We start from the raw sequence: 20,817 nt of genomic DNA, 5'->3' as shown, positions 1-20,817 counted from the left end.
ATCGGCGGGCGTATCGATCAGGCCCGGCTGCGGCTCAGCCCAGCAGCAGCGCGTTGACACGCCTCACGTAGGCGGCCGGATCCTCCAGCACGCCGCCTTCGGCCAGCAACGCCTGGTCGAACAGCACCTGTGCCAGATCGCCGAAGCGCGCGTCATCGCCCTCGATCGCGCCCAGCTTCTTCACCAGGGCGTGGTCGGGGTTGATCTCCAGCGTCGGCTGCGAGGCCGGCGCGGTCTGCCCGGCCTGCTTCAGCATGCGGGCCAGGTGACCGCTGATGTCGTGCTCCTCGACCACGATGCAGGCCGGCGAATCCACCAGCCGCGTGGTCACGCGGACGTCCTTGGCCCGGCCTTCCAGCGCGGTCTTCAAGCGGTCCAGCACCGGCTTGAACTGCTCGGCGGCTTCCTCGGCCTTCTTCTTCTCTTCCTCGTCCTGGAGCTGGCCGAGGTCGACGGCGCCCTTGGCGACCGACTGCAGACCCTTGCCCTCGAACTCGTGCAGGTGCGACAGCATCCACTCGTCGACGCGCTCGGTCAGCAGCAGCACCTCGATGCCCTTCTTGCGGAAGATCTCGAGCTGCGGGCTGTTCTTCGCGGCGCCCAGGCTGTCGGCGGTGATGTAGAAGATGGCCTCCTGGCCTTCCTTCATCCGCGACACGTAGTCGGCGAACGAGACGTTCTCGTCCGCGTGCGTCGACGCGAAGCGCAGCAGCTTGACCAGACGTTCCTGGTTGGCGTGGTCCTCGCCGACGCCTTCCTTCAGCACCTGGCCGAAGTCGGTCCAGAAGCGCGCGTACTTGTCGCGCTCGCCGGCGTCCTCGCTGTTGGCCAGCGACTCCAGCATCGACAGCACGCGCTTGGTCGAGCCTTCGCGGATCGCCTTCACGTCGCGGCTTTCCTGCAGCAGTTCGCGGCTGACGTTCAGCGGCAGATCGGCCGAATCGATCACGCCCTTCACGAAGCGCAGGTAGACCGGCATCAGCGCCTCGGCGTCGTCCATGATGAACACGCGCTTGACGTACAGCTTCACGCCGCCGCGCTTGTCGCGGTTCCACAGGTCGAAGGGTGCCTTGGCCGGGATGTAGAGCAGCTGCGTGTACTCGCTGCGGCCCTCGACGCGGTTGTGGGTGAAGGCCAGCGGCGCTTCCGTGTCGTAGCTGATCTGCTGGTAGAAGGCGTCGTACTCGGCCTGCGTGATGTCGCTCTTGGAGCGCGTCCACAGCGCGGAGGCCTTGTTCACCGGCTCCCACTCGTCCTTCAGCACCTGGGTTGCGTTGTCTGCGTCCCACTCTTCCTTGCGCATCAGGATGGGCAGCGAGATGTGGTCCGAGTACTTCGCGATCGTCGACTTCAGGCGCCAGGTCTTGAGGAACTCCTCCTCGCCCTCGCGCAGATGCAGGATGACGTCGGTGCCGCGGCCGGGCTTGGTGATGGTCTCGACCTCGAAGTCGCCGGTGCCTTCGGAGGACCAGCGCACGCCCTGGTCGGCTGGCAGGCCGGCGCGGCGCGATTCGACCGTGATGCGGTCCGCCACGATGAAGCCGGAATAGAAACCGACGCCGAACTGGCCGATCAGGTTCGCATCCTTCTTCTGCTCGCCTTCGAGCTTGGCCATGAACTCGCGGGTGCCGCTCTTGGCGATCGTGCCGAGGTGGGCGATCGCCTCCTCTGCTGACAGGCCGATGCCGGTGTCGCTGATGGTGACGGTGCGGGCCTCGGTGTCGAAGGAGACGCGGACTTCAAGGGTCGGCTGGTCCTCGAACAGCTGCGGGTGATCCAGCGCTTCGAAGCGCAGCTTGTCGCAGGCGTCGGAGGCGTTGCTGACCAGCTCGCGCAGGAAGATTTCCTTGTTCGAGTAGAGCGAGTGCGTCACCAGATGCAGGATCTGCTTGACTTCGGCCTGGAAGGAATGGGTTTGCTTGTCCATCGTTCGTGAGAGCGGTGATGCGAAGGGATGCCCAAGGGGCGCGGAAGGGGCAAGCCCCGATGGGGCCTGGATTATCGCGGCGATAGATGAGTCCGGGCGGGCCCGATTTCAAGGGACGGCGCGCGCCTCTAAACTCCGCGCCCTATGCCGATGATCTACTGGTTCGACTTGTTGGGCGTGGCGGTGTTTGCCGTCAGTGGCGCGCTGGCCGCGATGCAGGCGGGACTGGACCTGTTCGGCCTGCTGGTCATCGCCGCGATGACCGCGGTCGGCGGCGGCACGCTGCGGGATCTGCTGCTGAACCGGCACCCGGTGTTCTGGATGAAGGACACGCGCTACCTGCTCGTGATCATCGCCAGCGCGCTGGCGGCGCTCCTGGCCGGTCCCTTCCCCGAACACGCCATCGGCATCCTGAGGGTCGCCGACGCGTTGGGGTTGGCGCTGTTCGCGCTCTGCGGCACCGAGATCGCCGAGGAACATGGCGTGAAGCCGATGCCCGCGCTGCTGATGGGCACGCTGACGGCGTGCGGCGGCGGCGTGCTGCGGGACGTGCTCAGCGGCCAGGCGCCCCTGCTGCTGCGCAAGGACATCTACGCGACGGCCGCGATCGGCGGCATCGCGCTGTACTTCCTGCTGAAGGCGATGGGCGTCCCGATGCGCTGGGCCTTCGTCACGGGCATGGTGGGTGTCGCCGCGCTGCGCCTGGCGGCGCTCTACTTCGGCTGGCAGCTTCCGGCGCTGCAGATGCTGCAAGTGCATCCCTGACCCGCGCACCGGAGAACCGTTCCGGACGGCGGAAGCCGGGTGCCCCCGAGCGATTTAGCGGAGCCTGCGAGCGTATGAGCGAGGGGGCACCCGGCTTCCGCCGTCGTGCTCGGTCTCTCGCGGCTCAGTCCTCGCGGTCGAGGTCCTCATCGTCATTGTCGTCCTCGTCGTCTTCGTCCTCGTCGTCGGCCGAGACGTAGGCCTGCTGCGCATCCCGGGTGCCGCGCTTGGCGTCGGCGGCGCGGGCTTCCTTCTCGGCGATCCGGGCGGCCTCGGCCGCTTCGGCGGCTGCGGACCATTCGTCGAATTCAGCCGGCGTCTCCAGCGTGATGCGCCCGAGTTGTCCCTGGCGCAGGTCGTACAGCAGGACCTCCGCAGCCTTCTGCATGTTGATGCGACCGCCGGAGAGCACCGCGCCGCGGCGTTTGCCGATCAGTTGCAGCACCTCGCCGTCGAGCAGCGAAGCATCGGGTTCGAGTTGGTAACGGGTCTTGAGCGACTGCGGGTAGTACCGGCGCAGGTAGCCGAGCAGATCCAGCGCGACGACCTCCTCCTCGAAGGCATTGCGGCCGATCGCGCCGCTGGCAGCGAGGTTGATGCCCGCCTCCGGCACGCGGATCTTGGGCCACAGCATGCCTGGGGTATCGAACAGGTAGACGCCCTTGTCGAGCAGGATCTTCTGCTCGATCTTGGTGATGCCGGGCTCGTCGCCGGTGGCGGCGGCACGCTTGCCGACGAGCGTGTTGATCAGTGTGGACTTGCCGACGTTCGGGATGCCGCAGATCAGCACGCGCAGCGGCTTGTCCAGCCCGCCGCGATTGGGCGCCAGCGCGCGGCACTCGGCCGCCATGAGCTTGGCCAGGCCGGGCTGACCCTGGTGGATCGCGACGGCCTGCGTGTCAGGCTGCGCGCGGTAGTACGCCAGCCACTCCGCCGTGCGGGCCGGATCGGCCAGGTCCTGCTTGTTGAGCAGCTTCAGGGCCGGCCGGCCCTGCGTCAGTTGCGCGATCAGCGGGTTCGCACTGCTCGCGGGCACGCGGGCATCGAGCATCTCGATGACCACGTCGATCCCGCTTTTCATGCGCTCGCGGATCGCGCCCCGGGTCTTGTGCATGTGCCCGGGAAACCATTGAATCGCCATGGGCGCGATTGTCCGCGATCCGGGAGGCTTTCCACCTGCGTCGTCTCAGCGCTTGGCCGCCAGTGCATGAGGCCTTGGCGGCCAGCGCCAAAACCTCAAGCACTGCCGTCCCCGAACCAGTGGCGGCATGCCCTCAGTTCGAGGCGGGCGCGGGACGCAGTTCGACGATGGTCAACTGGCCTTGCTTCGATTCGATGCGAACCTCCAGCCGGTCGCCGGTCTTGATCGCGGACAGCTGCGCGGCGCTCACCACGCCCGGCGCCAGCTTGAACGGCATGGTCATGCCGGGCATGTCGAGGTGGCGGATGTCGCCGTGCTTGAGCGTGAGCTTCTGCTGCGCGGCATCGACGCGGCGGACCTCCGCCGGGATCCAGTCCTGCGAGGACGGCGTTGCGGCATCGGCGGTCGCCGCCTGCTGGTCGTGGCCCTCGTGCGAATGCTCCTGCGCGCGAGCCGGCAAGGCGATGGCGCTCATGACAAGGGCGAGTGCGGCGAAGCGGGTGTGAATGCGGTTCATGGTGCTGATTTTCTGAAGTCGTGAATGAGGGAAGCGGCGGGCTCAATGCCCTTGATGTCCGTGCCCATCGGGCTTGCGGACGCGCAGGGGCTCCGCGGCGGAGGCAGGCTTCGGAGAGGGAGCGGGTGCAGCAGGCGCGCCAGCCGGTGCAGCCACGGAGCGGGCCACCGTGCCCGCCGGCGCGGCGTACCAGCCCGGATCGCTGTAGTCGCCGGGCTTCTGGTCCTTGCGCACCTTGATCACGCTGAACATGCCGCCCATCTCGAGCGACCCGTGCGGCCCCTGTCCGGTCATCATCGGCACGGTGTTCTCGGGCAGTGGCATCTCCATCTCGGCCATGTCGGCCATGCCACGCTCGCCCATCGCCATGTAGTCGGGGATGACCTTGTTGATGCGCGCCGCGAGGCCGCGGTGGTCGACGCCGATCAGCGTGTCCACCTCATGGCCCATCGCATTCATCGTGTGATGGCTCTTGTGGCAGTGGATCGCCCAGTCGCCGGGCTCGTCAGCGAGGAACTCGATCTGCCGCATCTGGCCGACCGCGACGTCGGTCGTGACTTCCGGCCAGCGCGCCGTCTTCGGCACGGGACCGCCGTCGGTGCCGGTGACCTCGAACTCGTGCCCGTGCAGATGGATCGGGTGGTTGGTCATCGTCAGGTTGCCGACGCGGATCCGCACCCGGTCGCCCTGCCGCACGTTGAGCGGGGCTATGCCGGGGAAGACCCGGCTGTTCCAGGTCCACAGGTTGAAGTCGGTCATCGTCATCGTGCGCGGCGTGTAGCTGCCGGGATCGATGTCGTAGCTCGACAGCAGGAAGCAGAAGTCGCGCTGCACCTCGGCGATCTGCGGATGACGGGCCTTCGGGTGCGTGACCCAGAAGCCCATCATGCCCATCGCCATCTGCGTCATCTCGTCGGCGTGCGGGTGGTACATGAAAGTGCCAGGGCGGCGCGCGACGAACTCGTAGACGAAGGTCTCGCCCGGCTTGATCGCCGGCTGCGTCAGGCCGGACACGCCGTCCATGCCGTTGGGCAGGCGCTGGCCGTGCCAATGCACGCTGGTGTGTTCGGGCAGCTTGTTGGTGACGTAGATGCGGACGCGGTCGCCCTCGACGACCTCGATCGTCGGACCGGGCGACTGGCCGTTGTAGCCCCACAGGTGCGCCGTGGTGCCGGGCGCGAGTTCGCGCAACACGGGCTCGGCGACCAGGTGGAATTCCTTGACGCCGTCGCGCAGACGCCAGGGCAGCGTCCAGCCGTTCAGCGTGACGACGGGGTTGTAGGGGCGGCCGTTCGGCGGTGCCAGCGGCGGCGCCGTGTCGGCGTTGTCGCGCTGGGCAGGTTCGGGCAACGCAGCCATGGCGACGCGCGAGACGCCGCTCGCGTTCACCGCGCCGGCGGCACCCAGCGCCGCACCCGCTGCCGCGCGGGCGAAGAGGTTTCTTCTGGAAATCATCGGAAAGTCCTTTGGAAGCCGCGCGCTCAATGCGCGGCGCCGCCGGCGGCTTCAGGCGCGGCGGTCGAGGAAGAAGAGGCCGCGGCTGCGGCATCGCGCACCGGACCGAGCAGGCTCTGCGACAGCGTCGACTCCGCGAGCCAGAAATCGCGCTGCGCGGCCAGCGTCGCGGATACGGCGCGCGCCTGCACGCGCGCATCGGCGAGCAGGTCCATCACGCCGACCAGCATGCCGTTGTAGCGGAGCAGGGTCTCGTCGGAGACCTGCTTCGCCAGCGGCAGCACCTCGTCGTGATGGCGCCGGGCGATGCGCCACGCGGCCTCGGCGCGGGCGCGGGCGACGCGCACTTCGGAACGCGCTTCGATCGCGATCTGCGCGGTCCGTTCAAGCGATTGGCCGTAGGCCTCGCGAGCGCCGGCGACGCGCGCCTGACCCCAGTCGAACAGCGGCAGTTCGACGCTGAGCTCGACGCCGCGTTGCGTCGGTTCCTCGTTGCTGCTATTGCGCTGCAGGCCGAGCTCGAGCACGTTGACGCGCCCCGTCGTACGTGTCAGGCCCAGTTGCGCGGCGAGCTGTTCAGACTCTCGCTTTGCCGCCAGGATGTCGAGCCGCTGCGCGACGGCTTGGCGCTCGACGTCGTCCGCCGTGCGGAAATCAGCCGGCACGTCCGGCAACCGCTCGGGCAGTTTCAGCGCGGCAAGGTCGTCGCCCCAGAGTCCGATCGCTCGGATCAGTGCCTCGCGGTCACTCCCGGCCTGCAGTTGCGCCTGCTCCATCGCGAGCTGCGCTTCGGCGAGCACGGTCCGCTCGCGCGCCAGCCGCAACGCGCTGACGTTGCCGGCCTGCCGCATCCGCAGGGCGAGCTCGGCGCCGGCCGAGGCCGAATCGAGCACCGTCTGCGCATGCCGCAGCTGCTCCTGCGACGCGACCGCCCGGACCCAGCTGCGGCGCGCCTGTCCGGCGACATCGAGCAACTGCTGCGCAACGCGGGCCTGCTCGCGTTCGAGCGCTCGCGCGCCGGCGTCCTGACGGGCGCCGCGGCCGAGCAGACTCAACAGGTTGAACTGCAGGCCGCGTTCGATCTCGCGCTCGTCGCCCCGGACCAGGCGGCCGATGTTGAGCACCGGATTCGGCCAGAGCAGCGTCTGCACGCGCTCGGATTCGGCCATGCCCAGGCCGTACAGGCAGGCCTGCAATCCGCGGTGGTTGAGCAGCGCCAGCTGCACCGCGCCCTGTGCGTCGAGCGGGCGCGCGAGCAGCGCGTCGGTGCGCTCTCGGGCGGCGGCGCGCTGCTCATCGGACCGCTGCAGTGGCAGCTCGGCACCGAGCCAGTCGCGGCTCTTCTGCTGCACGGGTGCGGCGGCCTGCTCGGGCGACAGCGAGGCACAGGCCGACAGCGCCATCGAAGCGGCAAGCACGAGCGCCAGCCGGACACGCGAGCGATCAGGTGTCATCGTGGAGGACATCAGACGCTCCTCAGTGGTGGTGATGGCCGCCGGCCGGCGACGACGCGGCCTGGCTTTCACGCAGCAGCGCGCGCCATCCGCCGGCCTCGAGCACGCGGCGGTTGGCCTGGTGCCAGTCGCCGACACCGGGGTCGACGACTGCGGCACTCGATGCGGGGACAGGAGGTTTGGGGCGCGACGCGGAGGACGTCAGACGCGCGTCGGCGGGATCAGGCGGCGCGGCCACGGCGGCGCCCAGGCACGTCGCCAGCGCGAGTGCGGGAATGAAACGGAAAGACATGGCTGCCTCGCGAATGAACAGGAGCGTTGCCGGTCCGTCGCTGGAAACGCGGACGGACGACGGCTCGAACGGCGGCTCGTCAACGACGAGCGCCGGCGTTCAGGCGAGGATGGCTTTGGGTGGCCGCTCAAGCGGCTGGGGAGACTGCTCGGGTGCACCGTGGGCATCGAGCGAAGGAGCGGCGTCGCTCAGGTCGTGGGCGGCCGGCGTCAGCGGCGCGATCGGCATCGCGGCGCCGATGCAGCACTGCAGGCAGATGCCGCAGTGATGGTCGGAGGTGGCGGTGTGATCGGTGCCGTCGTCGTGCGGGGCGCCCTGTTCCGTCGAGGCCATGCCGTCGTGATCCATGCCAGGCATGTCCTGCGACATCCCGTCCCGGGCGGACATCTCATGCGTCGCGGCGTGGTCCATGTCCTGGCAGTCGCTCGGCATCGTCATCACGACAGCGCCGGTGTCCGACGACATCAACGCCATGCCGATGCCCATCGTCGCGGCCAGCGCGCCCTGCAGCGGCAGGGTCAGGCTCAGCAACGCGAGCACCAGCCAGCGGCTCAAGAGGAGCCGGCGCGGACCGGGTGCGTTCGGGCGGGACATGGGGCGTGAGTGTAGGCGAGGCGCTCCCCGTGGACTTACGTCACCCTGAAGCGCCGATTGGCATGCATGGTCGCGGGCCGGCGTCACCATGGGAAAGGGCCGCTCGCGCGGCCCTTCGGTGACATCGAGCGGCCGATCCGTGCGGACCGGCGACGTCGATCAGTCCTCGTTCTTGAACACGAGCTTGACCTCGTGCGTTTCCTTCTGGCCGCTGGGCTCGAACTTCCAGTCCATCAGCGCGCGGGTCACGGCCTTGTCGAAGACCTTGCGCGGCTCGGCTTCCAGGATCTCGACGCCCGAGACCTTGCCGTCCGGCTCGATGTTCATCTTGGCGCGCACGGAGCCTTGCGAAATCGACTGGCGGGCGGCCTCGGCCGGGAACTCCGGCGGCACCTTCTTGACGATCTTCGGGGTGGCGTGGGCGCCCGCGGCCAGGACCAGCGCGGCGGCCAGACCCAGCAGGGTGCGGGAAACGGTAGTAGTCAGATGCTTGCTCATTTGGGACCTCGTACGTCTTGGGTGAGGAAATCAGGTTTCCGGTAGGAACTGGGGATTCAGGAGGCGGCGCGCGCGGTGCTGAAGAAGCCGACAGCCTGCACCAGGCGCGAGCTGCTGTCGCGCAGCGAATCGGTCGAACGGGTCAGTTCGTCCACCAGCGTGGTGTTCTGCTGCGTCGCGCGGTCCAGCTCGTTCATCGCGTTGTTCACGACGCCGACGCCGGCCGCCTGCTCCTGGGCCGAGTGCGAGATCTCCTCGATCAGCTGGCCCATGTTGTTGACCTCGTCGACGACCGAACGGATCGTCGCGCCGGCGTTGTTGACCAGGGCGGTGCCGTTCTCGACCTTGACGGACGATTCCTGGATCAGCACCTTGATCTCCTTGGCGGCCTGCGCCGAGCGGGACGCCAGCGCGCGCACCTCCGACGCCACCACCGCGAAGCCCTTGCCGTGCTCGCCGGCACGGGCCGCTTCCACGGCGGCATTCAGCGCCAGGATGTTGGTCTGGAAGGCGATGCCGTCGATGACGCCGATGATGTCGCCGATCTTGCGCGAGCTCGCGCTGATCTCTTCCATCGTCGACACGACCTGGCTCACCACGGTGCCACCGGCCGAGGCCGACTGGCGCGCCTTGGTCGCGATGCTCGCGGCCTTGCGGGTCAGCTCGCTGGCGCCGTTCAGGTTGGAGGCGATCTGCTCGACCGACGCGGCGGTGTTCTGCAGGCTCTCGGCGGAACGCGCGGTGCGGTCCGACAGGTCCACGTTGCTGCCGGCGATCTCGTTGGAGTTCTGGGCCACTTCACCGGCCGCGGAGCTCACGCTGGCGACCACACCCGACAACGCGGTCTGCATGTCGCGCATCGCGTGCAGCATCTGCGCCAGTTCGTCGGAACCTTCGACCTCGATGTGCTGCGACAGGTCGCCGGAACTGATCGCCTGGGCGGCGTCCTTGGCCTTGCGGGCCGGAACGATGATCGAGCGCGCGATCGTCAGGCCGCCGACGCTGCCGATGACCACGGCGATCACGACCAGGATGCCGGTGATGACGATCGACTGGTTGGCCAGCTTGGCGCCGCCTTCGGCGAGATCGCGGCCATTGGCGAACTGCAGGTCGACCAGGCTCTTCAGCGTGTCCTGGTAGTCCTTCTGCGCGGGGCGCACGTCCTTGATCAGCGCTTCGCGGGCTTCGTCCGGGCTGCCATCCTGCTGCACCTTCAGGAACTTCGACACCGCGTCGACGAACTTGGTCTGGGCCTCGCGCACCTTGGCGGCGAGTTCCTTGTCCTTGGCGTCGGAGACCTTGCCGTCGAGCTCGGTCAACTGCTTCTGGCCGTCTTCGAGCGCGGCGGCGATGTCGGCCTTCTGGCGCTTGATCGCGTTGGCGGTGTCCAGCAGCAGCAGGTCGCGCGAGGCGCGGGCGATGACGTTGACGTCGCTTTCGAGCGCGTTGGCCAGGGCGATCTTCACCAGACTGGAGTTGGCCGTCGTGCTGAGGTCGTGGGACAGGCGGCTGGCGTTGTGGGCGCCGAAGGCGCCGATCACGACCAGCAGCAGGATCAGTAGCGCGTAGCTCAGCGTCAGACGCTGGCCGATACGCAGGCGGGACAGAAACGACATCGATTCCCTCGCAACGATTGAGTTGTTTGAATGGCCGGACCGCTGCGGACTCGCGAGCGCTTGTGGCGCCAACGGTGCGGACCGACCATCGGCTTCGGCGCGATCATCGTTGGACTTGATTCGGGGAATCCAGGGCGGGATCAAGGCCCCGTGAATTCTGACGCGGCACTTGCAACTGAATGAAAGCGCTCCACCGAACCACTTGGTAGAAGCCCTAATGAGGCTCTCGGCGGGGTTTCATCATTCGTGCACATTCCTGCGCGAAGCACCCGCGCGACGGGCGTACCCGCGCAGTAACCGCGAACGTGCCGCGTCCCGGCGGGGTCAGGCGTTGCCCGATGGCGGACGCCCGGCAGCGGGAGGGCGCGAGCCGTCCGTGTCGACGGCCTCGACGCGATTGCGCCCGCCCTCCTTCGCCCGGTACATCGCCGCGTCGGCGCGACGCAGCGCGTCCTCGATGCCCGGATCGCCCTCGCGCAGCACGGTGACACCGATGCTGACGGTGTACGCGATCGACGCGGTGCCGCCGTCCTTCGGGTCGATCGCCACGGGCGTTGCGGCGATGCGCTCGCGCAGCCGTTCCGCGAAACGACGCGCACCGGGCAGATCCGTATGGGCCAGTCCGATGACGAATTCCTCGCCGCCGAAACGGCCCGGCAGATCCACATCGCGCGAGGACGCCTTCAGCACCTGCGCCAGCGAGCGGATCACCGCGTCTCCGGCCGCGTGGCCATGACGATCGTTGACCTGCTTGAAATGGTCGATGTCGAGCATCAGCAGCGCCGACGGCGTCCGGTAACGCCGCACGGTGCGCAGCAACGCGCGCAGGCCCTCCTCCGTCGCCATGCGATTGGCCAGGCCGGTCAGCCCGTCCGTGCGCGAGCGCTGCTCCAGTTCCGCATTGGCCTGCGCGAGTTGCGTCACGAGCGCCTCGGTCGAGCGCACCCAGCGCGACAACGCCTGGTAGCCGAACTGGGCGACGAACAGCACGATCAACGCGAAGACCCAGAAGAACACCCAGGCGGTGCCGAGCATCACGCGCGAGGCTTCATCCAGCGCCGCCCAGTCGTGGCTGCCCAGCGCGGTCCTGAGCTGCAGCGACCCCAGTCCGAGACTGACCAGCCCGTAGCCCTGCACCGCCAGCACGATCGCAAACAGCAAGCCCAACCCCATCGCGCGCCGGCCGCTGGGCGGCGGCGTGAAGAGCGCCGGCCGAGCCACGATCCAGCGCGACAGGCGGGGCCATGTCATCGCCATCAGCGGTCCGCCGAGCAGCACGCTCTGCAGGAACGCGCCCAGCCACCAGCCCTGCCAGATCGGCAGTTGGCGATGGGCGGGGAGATCGTGGCTGAAGTTCCAGATCAATGCGCCTGAAGAGCTGAACACCGCCGCGACGAAACACAGCGGCACGAAGAACAGCCAGGCGCGCAGGCTGCGCAGCCCGCGGGGAGCGCCGACGGCGCGATAGCCCAGGGCCAGCACGGCCAGCCCCAACGGGTTGGCGCAGGCGAACAGTGCCGCCCATGCGGGTGACATGCCGGCATCCGACGCGAGGACAAACGTCGCCAGCCACGCCGGCACCGCGCCCCAGCGCCAGCCGAAGCACAGCGTCCACCAGAGGCACAGCGGGATCGGCGGATAGAAGGTCAGGAAGGCATCGGCCCCGCCGAGATCGACCGGGATGCCGGACCAGCCCTCCCGGACCGTCGCCAGTCCGAGCAGGACGCACGCGGCGATCGTCCCGAGCCAGCCACCGAGCAGCCAGCCGCGTTCGGCCGCCCGGCCTTCGCGCCAGAGCGCCCGGATCGACAGGCTGCCCGGGGTGTCGGGCACCAGGTCGGCGGGACGCTGGAGCGGATTCATTCAAGCCGCCGGGGGAGACGGATCGGAAGGCGGCTCCGGTCTGGCACGCGAACCGAAGATGGCCGAGCCGACGCGCACCATCGTGGCGCCTTCGAGGATCGCGGCGTCCATGTCCGCGCTCATGCCCATGCTCAGCGTGTCCATGCCCAGGCCCAGGTCCCGGTTCAGCGCAGCCATCAGATCGGCGAGTGCCCGGTGGGGACGACGCTGTTCCTCCAGCGTGGCCGCCGGCTCGGGGATCGCCATCAAGCCCCGCAGACGCAACGCAGGCAGCGCGGCGACAGCCCGGGCCACATCGGCCACCTCCGCGGGCGCGAGGCCGCTCTTGCTGTCCTCGCCGCTGATGTTGACCTGCAGGCAGACGTTCAAGGGCGGCAGGTCCTCGGGTCGCTGTTCCGCCAGACGCTGGGCGATCTTGAGGCGGTCCACGCTGTGCATCCAGTCGAAGCGCTCGGCCACGACGCGGGTCTTGTTGCTCTGCAGCGGACCGATCAGGTGCCATTCGACCTGCGCGCGCAGGTCGGCCAGGGCATCGATCTTGTCGACCCCCTCCTGGACGTAGTTCTCCCCGAAGCGGCGCTCACCCGCCTCGAAGGCCTCTCGCACATCCGAAGCCGGGAAAGTCTTTGTTACCACCAGCAGCGCGACGTTGTCGACAGGCCGCGACGCCTGCTGGCAAGCCCTCTCAATGCGGCCATGGAGCTGTTGTATGTTCTCGGAGATCGTCGCCATAATCGCCCACGCTTTTCCTCATCCCATGGACATCACCCAACTGCTGGCATTCTCGGTCAAGAACAAGGCCTCCGACCTTCACTTGTCCGCCGGGCTGCCCCCCATGATCCGCGTCCATGGCGACGTGCGGCGCATCAACGTCGAGGCCCTCGAGCACCGCCAGGTGCACGACATGGTCTACGACATCATGAGCGACGCCCAGCGCAAGGCCTACGAGGAGACGCTGGAAGTCGACTTCTCGTTCGAGATCCAGGGCCTGGCGCGCTTCCGCGTCAACGCGTTCAACCACAACCGCGGCGCCGGGGCGGTGTTCCGGACCATTCCGAGCAAGATCCTGACGCTCGAGCAGCTGAACTGCCCGAAGGTGTTCACCGAACTCGCGATGAAGCCGCGCGGCATGGTGCTGGTGACCGGCCCGACGGGTTCCGGCAAGAGCACGACACTGGCCGCGATGGTCAACCACCTCAACGAGAACGAGTACGGCCACATCCTGACCGTCGAGGATCCGATCGAGTTCGTCCACGAATCCAAGAAGTGCCTGGTCAACCAGCGCGAGGTGGGTCCGCAGACGATGAGCTTCTCCAACGCGCTGCGCTCGGCGCTGCGCGAGGACCCGGACTGCATCCTGGTCGGCGAAATGCGCGACCTGGAAACCATCCGCCTGGCGCTGACCGCCGCGGAAACGGGCCATCTGGTCTTCGGCACGCTGCACACCTCGTCGGCCGCCAAGACGGTGGACCGGATCGTCGACGTCTTCCCCGCAGCGGAGAAGGACATGGTCCGCGCCATGCTGTCCGAGTCGCTGCAGGCGGTGATCTCGCAGACGCTGTGCAAGACCAAGGACGGCAACGGCCGGGTCGCGGCGCACGAGATCATGCTGGGCACCTCGGCGATCCGGAACCTGATCCGGGAGAACAAGGTCGCGCAGATGTACTCGTCGATCCAGACGGGCAACAACCTGGGCATGCAGACGCTGGACCAGAACCTCACCGACCTGGTCCGCCGCAACATCATCTCCCCGGCCGAGGCGCGCGCGAAGGCCAAGATGCCTGAGAACTTCCCGGGCTGAGCGGACCGCCCCCGACCACAACGACAAATCGACCGGGACTCGCGGAAAGCCGCCGACGCCCCGGCACACAGGACAGGACGCCGCCATGGAACGCGATCAGGCCACCAAGTTCATCAACGACCTGCTTCGCCTGATGGTGTCGCGCAAGGGCTCCGACCTGTTCCTGACGGCGGAGTTCCCGCCGGCGGTGAAGGTCGACGGCAAGGTGACCAAGGTGTCGCCGCAGCCGCTGACCGGCCAGCACACGCTGCAGCTGGCGCGGGCCATCATGAACGACAAGCAGGCGGCCGATTTCGAGCGCACCAAGGAGTGCAACTTCGCGATCTCGCCGCAAGGCATCGGACGTTTCCGCGTCAACGCCTACATCCAGCAGGGCCACGTGGCGCTGGTGCTGCGGACCATCCCGCAGACGCTGCCGACCGTCGAGTCGCTGGAGCTGCCCGGCATCCTCAAGGACGTGGTGCAGACCAAGCGCGGCCTGGTGATCCTGGTGGGCGCGACGGGCTCGGGCAAGAGCACCTCGCTGGCAGCGATGGTCGACCACCGCAACCAGACGACCTACGGCCACATCATCACGATCGAGGACCCGGTGGAGTTCGTGCATCCGCACAAGAACTGCATCGTCAGCCAGCGCGAGGTGGGCCTCGACACCGAGGGCTGGGAACAGGCCCTGAAGAACACGCTGCGCCAGGCGCCGGACGTGATCCTGATGGGCGAGATCCGCGACCGCGAAACGATGGAGCACGCGGTGGCCTTCGCGGAGACCGGTCACCTTTGCATGGCTACGCTGCACGCCAACAGCGCCAACCAGGCGCTGGACCGGATCATCAACTTCTTCCCGGAGGAGCGGCGCGCCCAGTTGCTGATGGACCTGTCGCTGAACCTGAAGGCGCTGGTGTCGCAGCGTCTGCTGCCGCGCCAGGAGGGCAAGGGCCGTATCGCCGCGGTCGAGATCCTGCTGAACACGCCGCTGATCAGCGACCTGATCTTCAAGGGCGAGGTGGGCGAGATCAAGGAGATCATGAAGCGCTCGCGCGAGCTCGGCATGCAGACCTTCGACCAGGCGCTGTTCGACCTCTACGAGATGGGCAAGGTGACCTACGAGGACGCGCTGCGCAACGCCGACTCGGTGAACGACCTGCGCCTGCAGATCAAGCTCAACAGCGAGCGGGCGCGTAGCGGCGATCTGTCGTCGGGCACCGAGCACCTCACGATCGTCTGATCCGGAGGGAGGGGCCACAATCGCCGGGTCTTCATCCACCCGTCACAGGTCCCTCTCATGAGCAGCATCGGCCAGCGTTCCTACGAATCGACTCCGTCCCTCCGCGTGTCCTTCCTGGGACTCGGCGTGATGGGCTTCCCGATGGCGGGCCATCTGGCCAAGGCCGGACAGCAGGTCACCGTCTACAACCGGTCGCCGGCGAAGGCCAAGGCCTGGACGTCGGAATTCGGCGGCTCCTCCGCCGCGACGCCGCGTGAAGCGGCCAAGGATGCGGACATCGTGTTCTGCTGCGTCGGCAACGACGCCGACCTGCGCTCGGTCGTGCTGGGCGCCGACGGCGCCTTCGCCGGCATGAAGCCGGGCGCGGTCTTCGTCGACCACACGACCGCCTCGGCCGAGGTCGCCCGCGAGCTCTTCGCCGAAGCGCAGAAGCTCGGCCTGCATTTCATCGACGCCCCCGTCTCCGGCGGTCAGGCCGGCGCGGTCAACGGTGCGTTGACGGTCATGTGCGGCGGCGATGACGCCGTCTTCGACAAGATCCGCCCCTACGCCATCCACTTCGCCAAGGCCGTCACCCGCGTCGGCGACGCCGGCGCCGGGCAGCTCGCCAAGATGGTCAACCAGATCTGCATCGCCGGGATCGTCCAGGGACTGTCGGAAGCGATCGCCTTCGGCCAGAAGAGCGGCCTGCCGATGCCGCTCGTGCTCGACGTCATCGGCAAGGGCGCCGCGCAGAGCTGGCAGATGGACAACCGCGGCAAGACGATGGTCGAGGACAAGTTCGACTTCGGCTTCGCCGTGGACTGGATGCGCAAGGACCTCGGGCTCGTGCTCGACGAGGCCCGCCGCAATGGCGCCCGCTTGCCACTGACGGCGCTCGTCGACCAGTTCTATGCAGACGTTCAGGAAATGGGCGGGAACCGGTTCGATACGTCGAGCTTGATCAAGCGCTTGCGCTGATCGTCTGGACGCTGTCGGTCGGCTCGCCAAGCGCGGGCACTCCACGACGCAAGGGGCGTCCCTCCGGGAACCCCTCGCATCATTCCGGCCCCACCGTCACTGGCTGACCACGGCTCCGCTCGACACCCCGCCGCCCAGCACCTTGTAGAGCTGCACCTGGTTCTGCAGCTGGGCGAGGCGCACCTGCAGCGCCGCCTGCTGTGCGGCGAAGGTCGCGCGTTGCGCGTCCAGCAGATCCAGGCTCGAGGCTGCACCATTGCGGAAGCTCAGGTCGACCAGCTCAAGTCGCGTCGCTTCCGCGGCGGCCTGCGCATCTTGCGCGCGCAGCTGCTCATCGAGCGTGGCCCGTCCGGCCAACGCATCCGCCACTTCCCTGAACGCCGTCTGCACGACCTTCTCGTACTGGGCGACCGCGATCTCGCGGTTGGCCTTGGCCGCATCGACGTTGTTGCGCACGCGCCCCGCGTCGAAGATCGGCATCAGCGCCGAACCCGCGATGCTCCACGCGCTCTGGCTGAACAGGTCGCGCAGCGCGCTGCTCGCCGTGCCCACGCTGCTCGTCAGCGTGATGCTCGGGAAGTAGGCGGCCCGCGCGACACCGATGTTGGCCTCGGCCGCCACCAGTTGCTGTTCGGCCTGGACGACGTCGGGCCGGCCCACCAGCACCTGCGATGGCATGCCCGCCAGCAGCGCGCCCATCGTCTGGTCGCTCAGCGGCTTGGACTGCGGCAGCGAGTCCGGCACGCCCTGCCCCACCAGCAGCGTCAACGCGTTCAGGTCCTGCTGGCGCGTGCGCTCAGCCTGCGCCAGCGTGGCGCGGGCCGCTTCGTACGACGACTTCGCGGTGCTCAGGTCCAGGTTGGACGCGGCACCGTTGTCGAACTTCAGCTGCATCAGCTTGAGGCTGTCCTCGCGCGTCGACAGCGTCTGGCGCGTCAGCGCCAGCAGTTCCTCGTCCGCCTGCACCGCCAGATAAGCCGACGCGACGCCGGCCACCAGGCTGATCTGCGCCGACCGCGCCGCCTCGCCCGTCGCCAGGTACTGCGCGAAGGACGCGGTGCTCTGGTTCTTGACGCGGCTGAACAGGTCGATCTCGTACGAGGTGATCTGCAGCCCCGCCTGGTAGGCGTTGACGATGCGGCTGTCGCCGTTGGACGTCGTCTGCGGACCCCGCGAGGCCGAGAAACCGGCGTTGACCGTCGGCCAGCGGTTCGCCGCTGTGACGTTGGCCTGCGCCCGCGCCACGTCGACGTTCAGCAGCGCAATGCGCAGGTCGCGGTTGTTCTTCAGCGCGAGGTCGATCAGCTGCTTGAGCCGCTCATCGCGGAAGAACTGTTGCCACTGCAGCTCGGTCGCCGCCTTGGCGTCGGTCGCTTCGGCGCCGGGGCCTTGCGGCCACTGCGGCGCCACCGGCGCGTCCGGGCGCTTGTGGTCGGGTGCGAGGTTCACGCAGCCCGTGAGCAGCGCCACGGTCGCGGCCGCTGCGGCCATCGCGGAAAGTTTGCTTGTCATCATGCTCAGACTCCGTCCGCGTTCTTGGCGGCCGCGATGGCCTTGGTCGCATCCGGACCGTCCAGTTCGTGCGCGTACAGCTTGTTCTGGCGCTCGCTGCCCTTGAAGAAGCGCCGCACCACCAGGAAGAACACCGGCACGAACACCACCGCCAGCAAGGTCGCGGTGATCATCCCCGACAGCACGCCGGTGCCGATGGCGCGCTGGCTCGCCGAGCCCGCGCCGCTCGCGAAGAACAGCGGCGTCACGCCCAGGATGAAGGCCAGCGAGGTCATGATGATCGGGCGGAAGCGCAAGTGCGCCGCCTCCAGGATCGACTCGACCAGCCCCTTGCCCTGCGCCTGCAGGTCCTTGGCGAACTCGATGATCAGGATCGCGTTCTTCGCCGACAGGCCGATGATCGTGATCAGGCCGACCTTGAAGTACACGTCGTTGGGCATCTCGCGCAAGGTCGCGCCGAGCAGCGCGCCCAGCAGGCCCAGCGGCACCACCAGCATCACCGACAGCGGGATGGACCAGCTCTCGTAGAGCGCCGCCAGACAGAGGAACACCGCCAGCAGCGAGAACGCCAGCAGGATGCCCGCCTGGGAGCCCGACAGCTGCTCTTCACGCGACAGGCCGGTCCACTCGTAGCCGATGCCCGGCGGGAGCTGGGCGATCATGGACTCGAGTTCCTTCATCGCCTGGCCCGTCGAGGCGCCGGCCGCCGCGTCGCCGGCCAGACGCATCGCCGGATAGCCGTTGTAGCGGGTGGCCTGCATCTGGCCGGTGATCCAGTGGCTGGACGCGAAGGCCGACAGCGGCACGTTGGCCCCCTGCGCATTGGTCACGTTGATGGACAGGACGTCTTCCGGCGTCATGCGCTTGGGCGCATCGGCCTGCACCACGACGCGCTGCATGCGGCCGCTGCTCGGGAAGTCGTTGACGTAGGTCGAGCCCAGCTGGATGCCCAGCGTGCGCCCGATCGTGTCGTAGCCGACGCCCAGCGCCTGCGCCTTCTCGCGATCGATGTCGATCTGCAGCTGCGGCGCGTCTTCCAGTCCGTCCGGACGCATGCCAGTGATCAGCTTGCTCTTCTGCGCCATGCCCATCAGCTGGTTGCGCGCGTTGAGCAGCGCCTCGTGGCCGAGGCCGCCGCGGTCCTGCAGGCGCAACGCGAAGCCGGTGGCAGTGCCCAGTTCCGGGATCGGGGGCGGCGACAGCGGGAAGATGAACGCGTCGCGCACGCCCACCATCATCGCGCCCATCACGCGGCCGGCCAGCGCCTGCGCGCTGTGCGCCTTCCCGCCGCGTTCCTCCCAGGGCTTCAGCGGCACGAACACCAGCGCGGCGTTCTGACCCTGGCCGGAGAAGGAGAAGCCGATCACGCCGATCGTGTCGGCCACTTCCGGCTGCTTGTGCAGGAAGTTCTCGACGGCGGCGACGGCCTGCTCCGTCCGGTTGGACGTCGCGCCCGGCGGCAGCTGCACGTTGACGATCAGGTAACCCTGGTCTTCGTTGGGCAGGAACGAGGTCGGCATGCGGACGTACAGCCAGCCCACGACCGCCAGGATCGCGGCGAACGCCACCATCATGCTGCCGCTGCGCTTGAGCAGCCGGGACACCCAGCCCTCGTAGCCCTTGGCGGTGCGCGAGAAGCCGCGGTTGAACCAGCCGAAGAAGCCGCGCTTCTCGTGGTGGTGGCCGGCCTCGACCGGCTTGAGCAGCGTCGCGCACAGCGCCGGCGTCAGCGACAGCGCCATCAGCGCCGACAGCGCCATCGACGCCACCATCGCCAGCGAGAACTGGCGGTAGATGTTGCCCACCGAGCCCGAGAAGAAGGCCATCGGCACGAACACCGCGATCAGCACCGTGGTGATGCCGATGATGGCGCCCGAGATCTGGCCCATCGCCTTCTTGGTCGCCTCACGGGGCGAGAGCCCTTCCTCGCTCATGATGCGCTCGACGTTCTCGACGACGACGATCGCATCGTCGACCAGGATGCCGATCGCGAGCACCATGCCGAACAGCGTCAGCACGTTGATCGAGAAGCCCAGCGACAGCATCACCCCGAAGGTCCCCAGCAGCGCCACCGGCACCACCAGCGTCGGGATCAGCGTGTAGCGCCAGTCCTGCAGGAACAGGTACATCACCAGGAAGACCAGCACGATCGCTTCGAGCAGCGTCTCGACCACCTGGGAGATCGAGATCTTCACGAACTTCGACGAGTCGTACGGCACCGTGTAGACGACGCCGGCGGGGAAGTACTTCTTCAGTTCCTCCATCCGCTTCTTGATCGCGTTCGCGGTGCCCAGCGCATTGCCGGTCGGCGACAGCTGCACGCCGATGCCGGTCGAGGGCTGGCCGTTCAGGCGCGTGTAGGTGGCGTAGCTCTGGCCGCCCAGCTCGATGCGGGCGACGTCCTTCAGCAGCACCTTGGACCCGTCGGTGTTGGCGCGCAGCACGATCTTCTCGAACTGCGCCTTGTCCTCGAGCTGGCCCTTGACCACGATGGTCGCGGACATCGTCTGGCTGGTGGTGTTCGGGCGGTCGCCCAGCACGCCGGCCGGCACCAGCGCGTTCTGCGCGCCGACCGCCGCGCTCACCTCGGCGGGGCTGAGGTTGTATGACTGCATCTTGGCCGGATCCAGCCAGATGCGCATCGCGCGCTCGGAACCGAACAGCTGCGCCTGGCCGACGCCGGGGATGCGCTGGATTTCAGGAACGATGTTGCGGGCGGCATAGTCGCCCAGCGCGATCGGGTCCATCGAGCCGTCCTTGGACGCCATCGTCACGAACAGCAGGAAGTTGGAGCGCGACTTGTCGACGCGCACGCCCTGCTGCGTGACCGCCGCCGGCAGGCGCGGCGTGGCGCGCGAGAGGCGGTTCTGGATCTCGACCTGCGCCAGGTCGATGTTGGTGCCTGATTCGAAGGTCACCGTGATCGAGCCGGTGCCGTTGGCCTGGCTGATCGATTCCATGTAGGCCAGGCCGGGCGCGCCGTTGAGCTCCTGCTCGATGACGGAAACGACCGCCTCGTCCAGGGTCTTGGCCGACGCGCCGGGGTACGCCACCGAGATCACCAGCGAAGGCGGCGCCACGGTCGGGTACTGCGCCACCGGCAGCTGGGTGATCGCCACCCCGCCGAAGACCAGGATGAACAAGGCGATCACCCACGCGAAGATGGGGCGATCAATGAAGAAACGTGCCATGTCTTGGAT

Annotated in this window: 17 protein-coding genes; 4 read left to right on the top strand and 13 right to left on the bottom strand. The window is 68.1% G+C overall.

What is annotated here, in order from left to right; translation table 11 throughout:
- Window positions 1–34: 34 nt before the first annotated feature.
- The gene (gene htpG, locus AC07OZ_RS21610) at window positions 35–1,927 is read right to left on the bottom strand and encodes a molecular chaperone HtpG (RefSeq protein WP_495469136.1); all 1,893 of its coding nucleotides are present in this window, start codon (window positions 1,925–1,927) and stop codon (window positions 35–37) included.
- 144 nt (window positions 1,928–2,071) lie between these two features.
- Here htpG and AC07OZ_RS21605 point away from each other — a divergent pair, with 144 nt between their 5' ends.
- A complete protein-coding gene (locus AC07OZ_RS21605) occupies window positions 2,072–2,692 on the top strand; it encodes a trimeric intracellular cation channel family protein (protein ID WP_495469135.1) in 621 nt (206 codons plus the stop codon).
- A gap of 124 nt (window positions 2,693–2,816) precedes the next feature.
- Here AC07OZ_RS21605 and ylqF read toward each other — a convergent pair whose 3' ends face one another.
- The 10 genes from ylqF to AC07OZ_RS21555 all read right to left on the bottom strand — a co-directional run bounded on the left by ylqF (window position 2,817) and on the right by AC07OZ_RS21555 (window position 12,854).
- Window positions 2,817–3,833 carry a ribosome biogenesis GTPase YlqF gene (gene ylqF, locus AC07OZ_RS21600; RefSeq protein WP_495469134.1) on the bottom strand — a complete coding sequence of 339 codons (1,017 nt, stop codon included), beginning with the start codon at window positions 3,831–3,833 and terminating at the stop codon, window positions 2,817–2,819.
- Window positions 3,834–3,966: 133 nt separating this feature from the next.
- Window positions 3,967–4,350 carry a copper-binding protein gene (locus AC07OZ_RS21595; protein ID WP_495469133.1) on the bottom strand — a complete coding sequence of 128 codons (384 nt, stop codon included), beginning with the start codon at window positions 4,348–4,350 and terminating at the stop codon, window positions 3,967–3,969.
- A gap of 42 nt (window positions 4,351–4,392) precedes the next feature.
- Window positions 4,393–5,805 (bottom strand): multicopper oxidase family protein, encoded by a 1,413-nt coding sequence (locus AC07OZ_RS21590; RefSeq protein ID WP_495469132.1) that lies wholly within the window; start codon window positions 5,803–5,805, stop codon window positions 4,393–4,395.
- A gap of 26 nt (window positions 5,806–5,831) precedes the next feature.
- Window positions 5,832–7,271, bottom strand: a complete 1,440-nt coding sequence (locus tag AC07OZ_RS21585; RefSeq protein WP_495469131.1) for a TolC family protein — start codon at window positions 7,269–7,271, stop codon at window positions 5,832–5,834.
- 10 nt (window positions 7,272–7,281) lie between these two features.
- A complete protein-coding gene (locus AC07OZ_RS21580) occupies window positions 7,282–7,551 on the bottom strand; it encodes a hypothetical protein (protein ID WP_495469130.1) in 270 nt (89 codons plus the stop codon).
- Window positions 7,552–7,650: 99 nt separating this feature from the next.
- Complete coding sequence (locus tag AC07OZ_RS21575) at window positions 7,651–8,145, bottom strand: hypothetical protein (RefSeq protein WP_495469129.1); 495 nt, start codon at window positions 8,143–8,145, stop codon at window positions 7,651–7,653.
- Window positions 8,146–8,304: 159 nt separating this feature from the next.
- Window positions 8,305–8,643, bottom strand: a complete 339-nt coding sequence (locus AC07OZ_RS21570) for an energy transducer TonB (protein ID WP_331613150.1) — start codon at window positions 8,641–8,643, stop codon at window positions 8,305–8,307.
- Window positions 8,644–8,699: 56 nt separating this feature from the next.
- On the bottom strand, window positions 8,700–10,259 hold the full coding sequence (locus tag AC07OZ_RS21565; RefSeq protein ID WP_495469128.1) for a methyl-accepting chemotaxis protein: 1,560 nt from the start codon (window positions 10,257–10,259) through the stop codon (window positions 8,700–8,702).
- Between the two features lie 324 nt (window positions 10,260–10,583).
- On the bottom strand, window positions 10,584–12,122 hold the full coding sequence (locus AC07OZ_RS21560; RefSeq protein WP_495469127.1) for a sensor domain-containing diguanylate cyclase: 1,539 nt from the start codon (window positions 12,120–12,122) through the stop codon (window positions 10,584–10,586).
- Window positions 12,123–12,854, bottom strand: a complete 732-nt coding sequence (locus AC07OZ_RS21555) for a YggS family pyridoxal phosphate-dependent enzyme (protein ID WP_495469126.1) — start codon at window positions 12,852–12,854, stop codon at window positions 12,123–12,125.
- Between the two features lie 25 nt (window positions 12,855–12,879).
- Here AC07OZ_RS21555 and AC07OZ_RS21550 point away from each other — a divergent pair, with 25 nt between their 5' ends.
- The 3 genes from AC07OZ_RS21550 (at window position 12,880) to AC07OZ_RS21540 (ending at window position 16,105) form a co-directional block, all read left to right on the top strand.
- Window positions 12,880–13,923: a type IV pilus twitching motility protein PilT gene (locus tag AC07OZ_RS21550; protein ID WP_495469125.1), complete on the top strand. Its 1,044-nt coding sequence runs from the start codon at window positions 12,880–12,882 to the stop codon at window positions 13,921–13,923.
- 85 nt (window positions 13,924–14,008) lie between these two features.
- A complete protein-coding gene (locus AC07OZ_RS21545; protein WP_495469124.1) occupies window positions 14,009–15,145 on the top strand; it encodes a PilT/PilU family type 4a pilus ATPase in 1,137 nt (378 codons plus the stop codon).
- 57 nt (window positions 15,146–15,202) lie between these two features.
- Window positions 15,203–16,105, top strand: a complete 903-nt coding sequence (locus AC07OZ_RS21540; RefSeq protein WP_495469123.1) for an NAD(P)-dependent oxidoreductase — start codon at window positions 15,203–15,205, stop codon at window positions 16,103–16,105.
- 96 nt (window positions 16,106–16,201) lie between these two features.
- Here the strand turns inward: AC07OZ_RS21540 and AC07OZ_RS21535 are convergent, their stop codons facing one another.
- Both AC07OZ_RS21535 and AC07OZ_RS21530 read right to left on the bottom strand, forming a co-directional pair.
- Window positions 16,202–17,620, bottom strand: coding sequence for an efflux transporter outer membrane subunit (locus AC07OZ_RS21535; protein ID WP_495469122.1), 1,419 nt, complete (start codon window positions 17,618–17,620; stop codon window positions 16,202–16,204).
- 2 nt (window positions 17,621–17,622) lie between these two features.
- A complete protein-coding gene (locus AC07OZ_RS21530; RefSeq protein WP_495469121.1) occupies window positions 17,623–20,808 on the bottom strand; it encodes an efflux RND transporter permease subunit in 3,186 nt (1,061 codons plus the stop codon).
- Between the last annotated feature and the right edge of the window lie 9 nt (window positions 20,809–20,817).

The sequence above is a fragment of the Roseateles sp. GW821-FHT09G03 genome (assembly GCF_059416045.1).
Note: the sequence above shows the minus strand (reverse complement) of the source record. Positions and strands in the feature narration are given on the sequence as shown.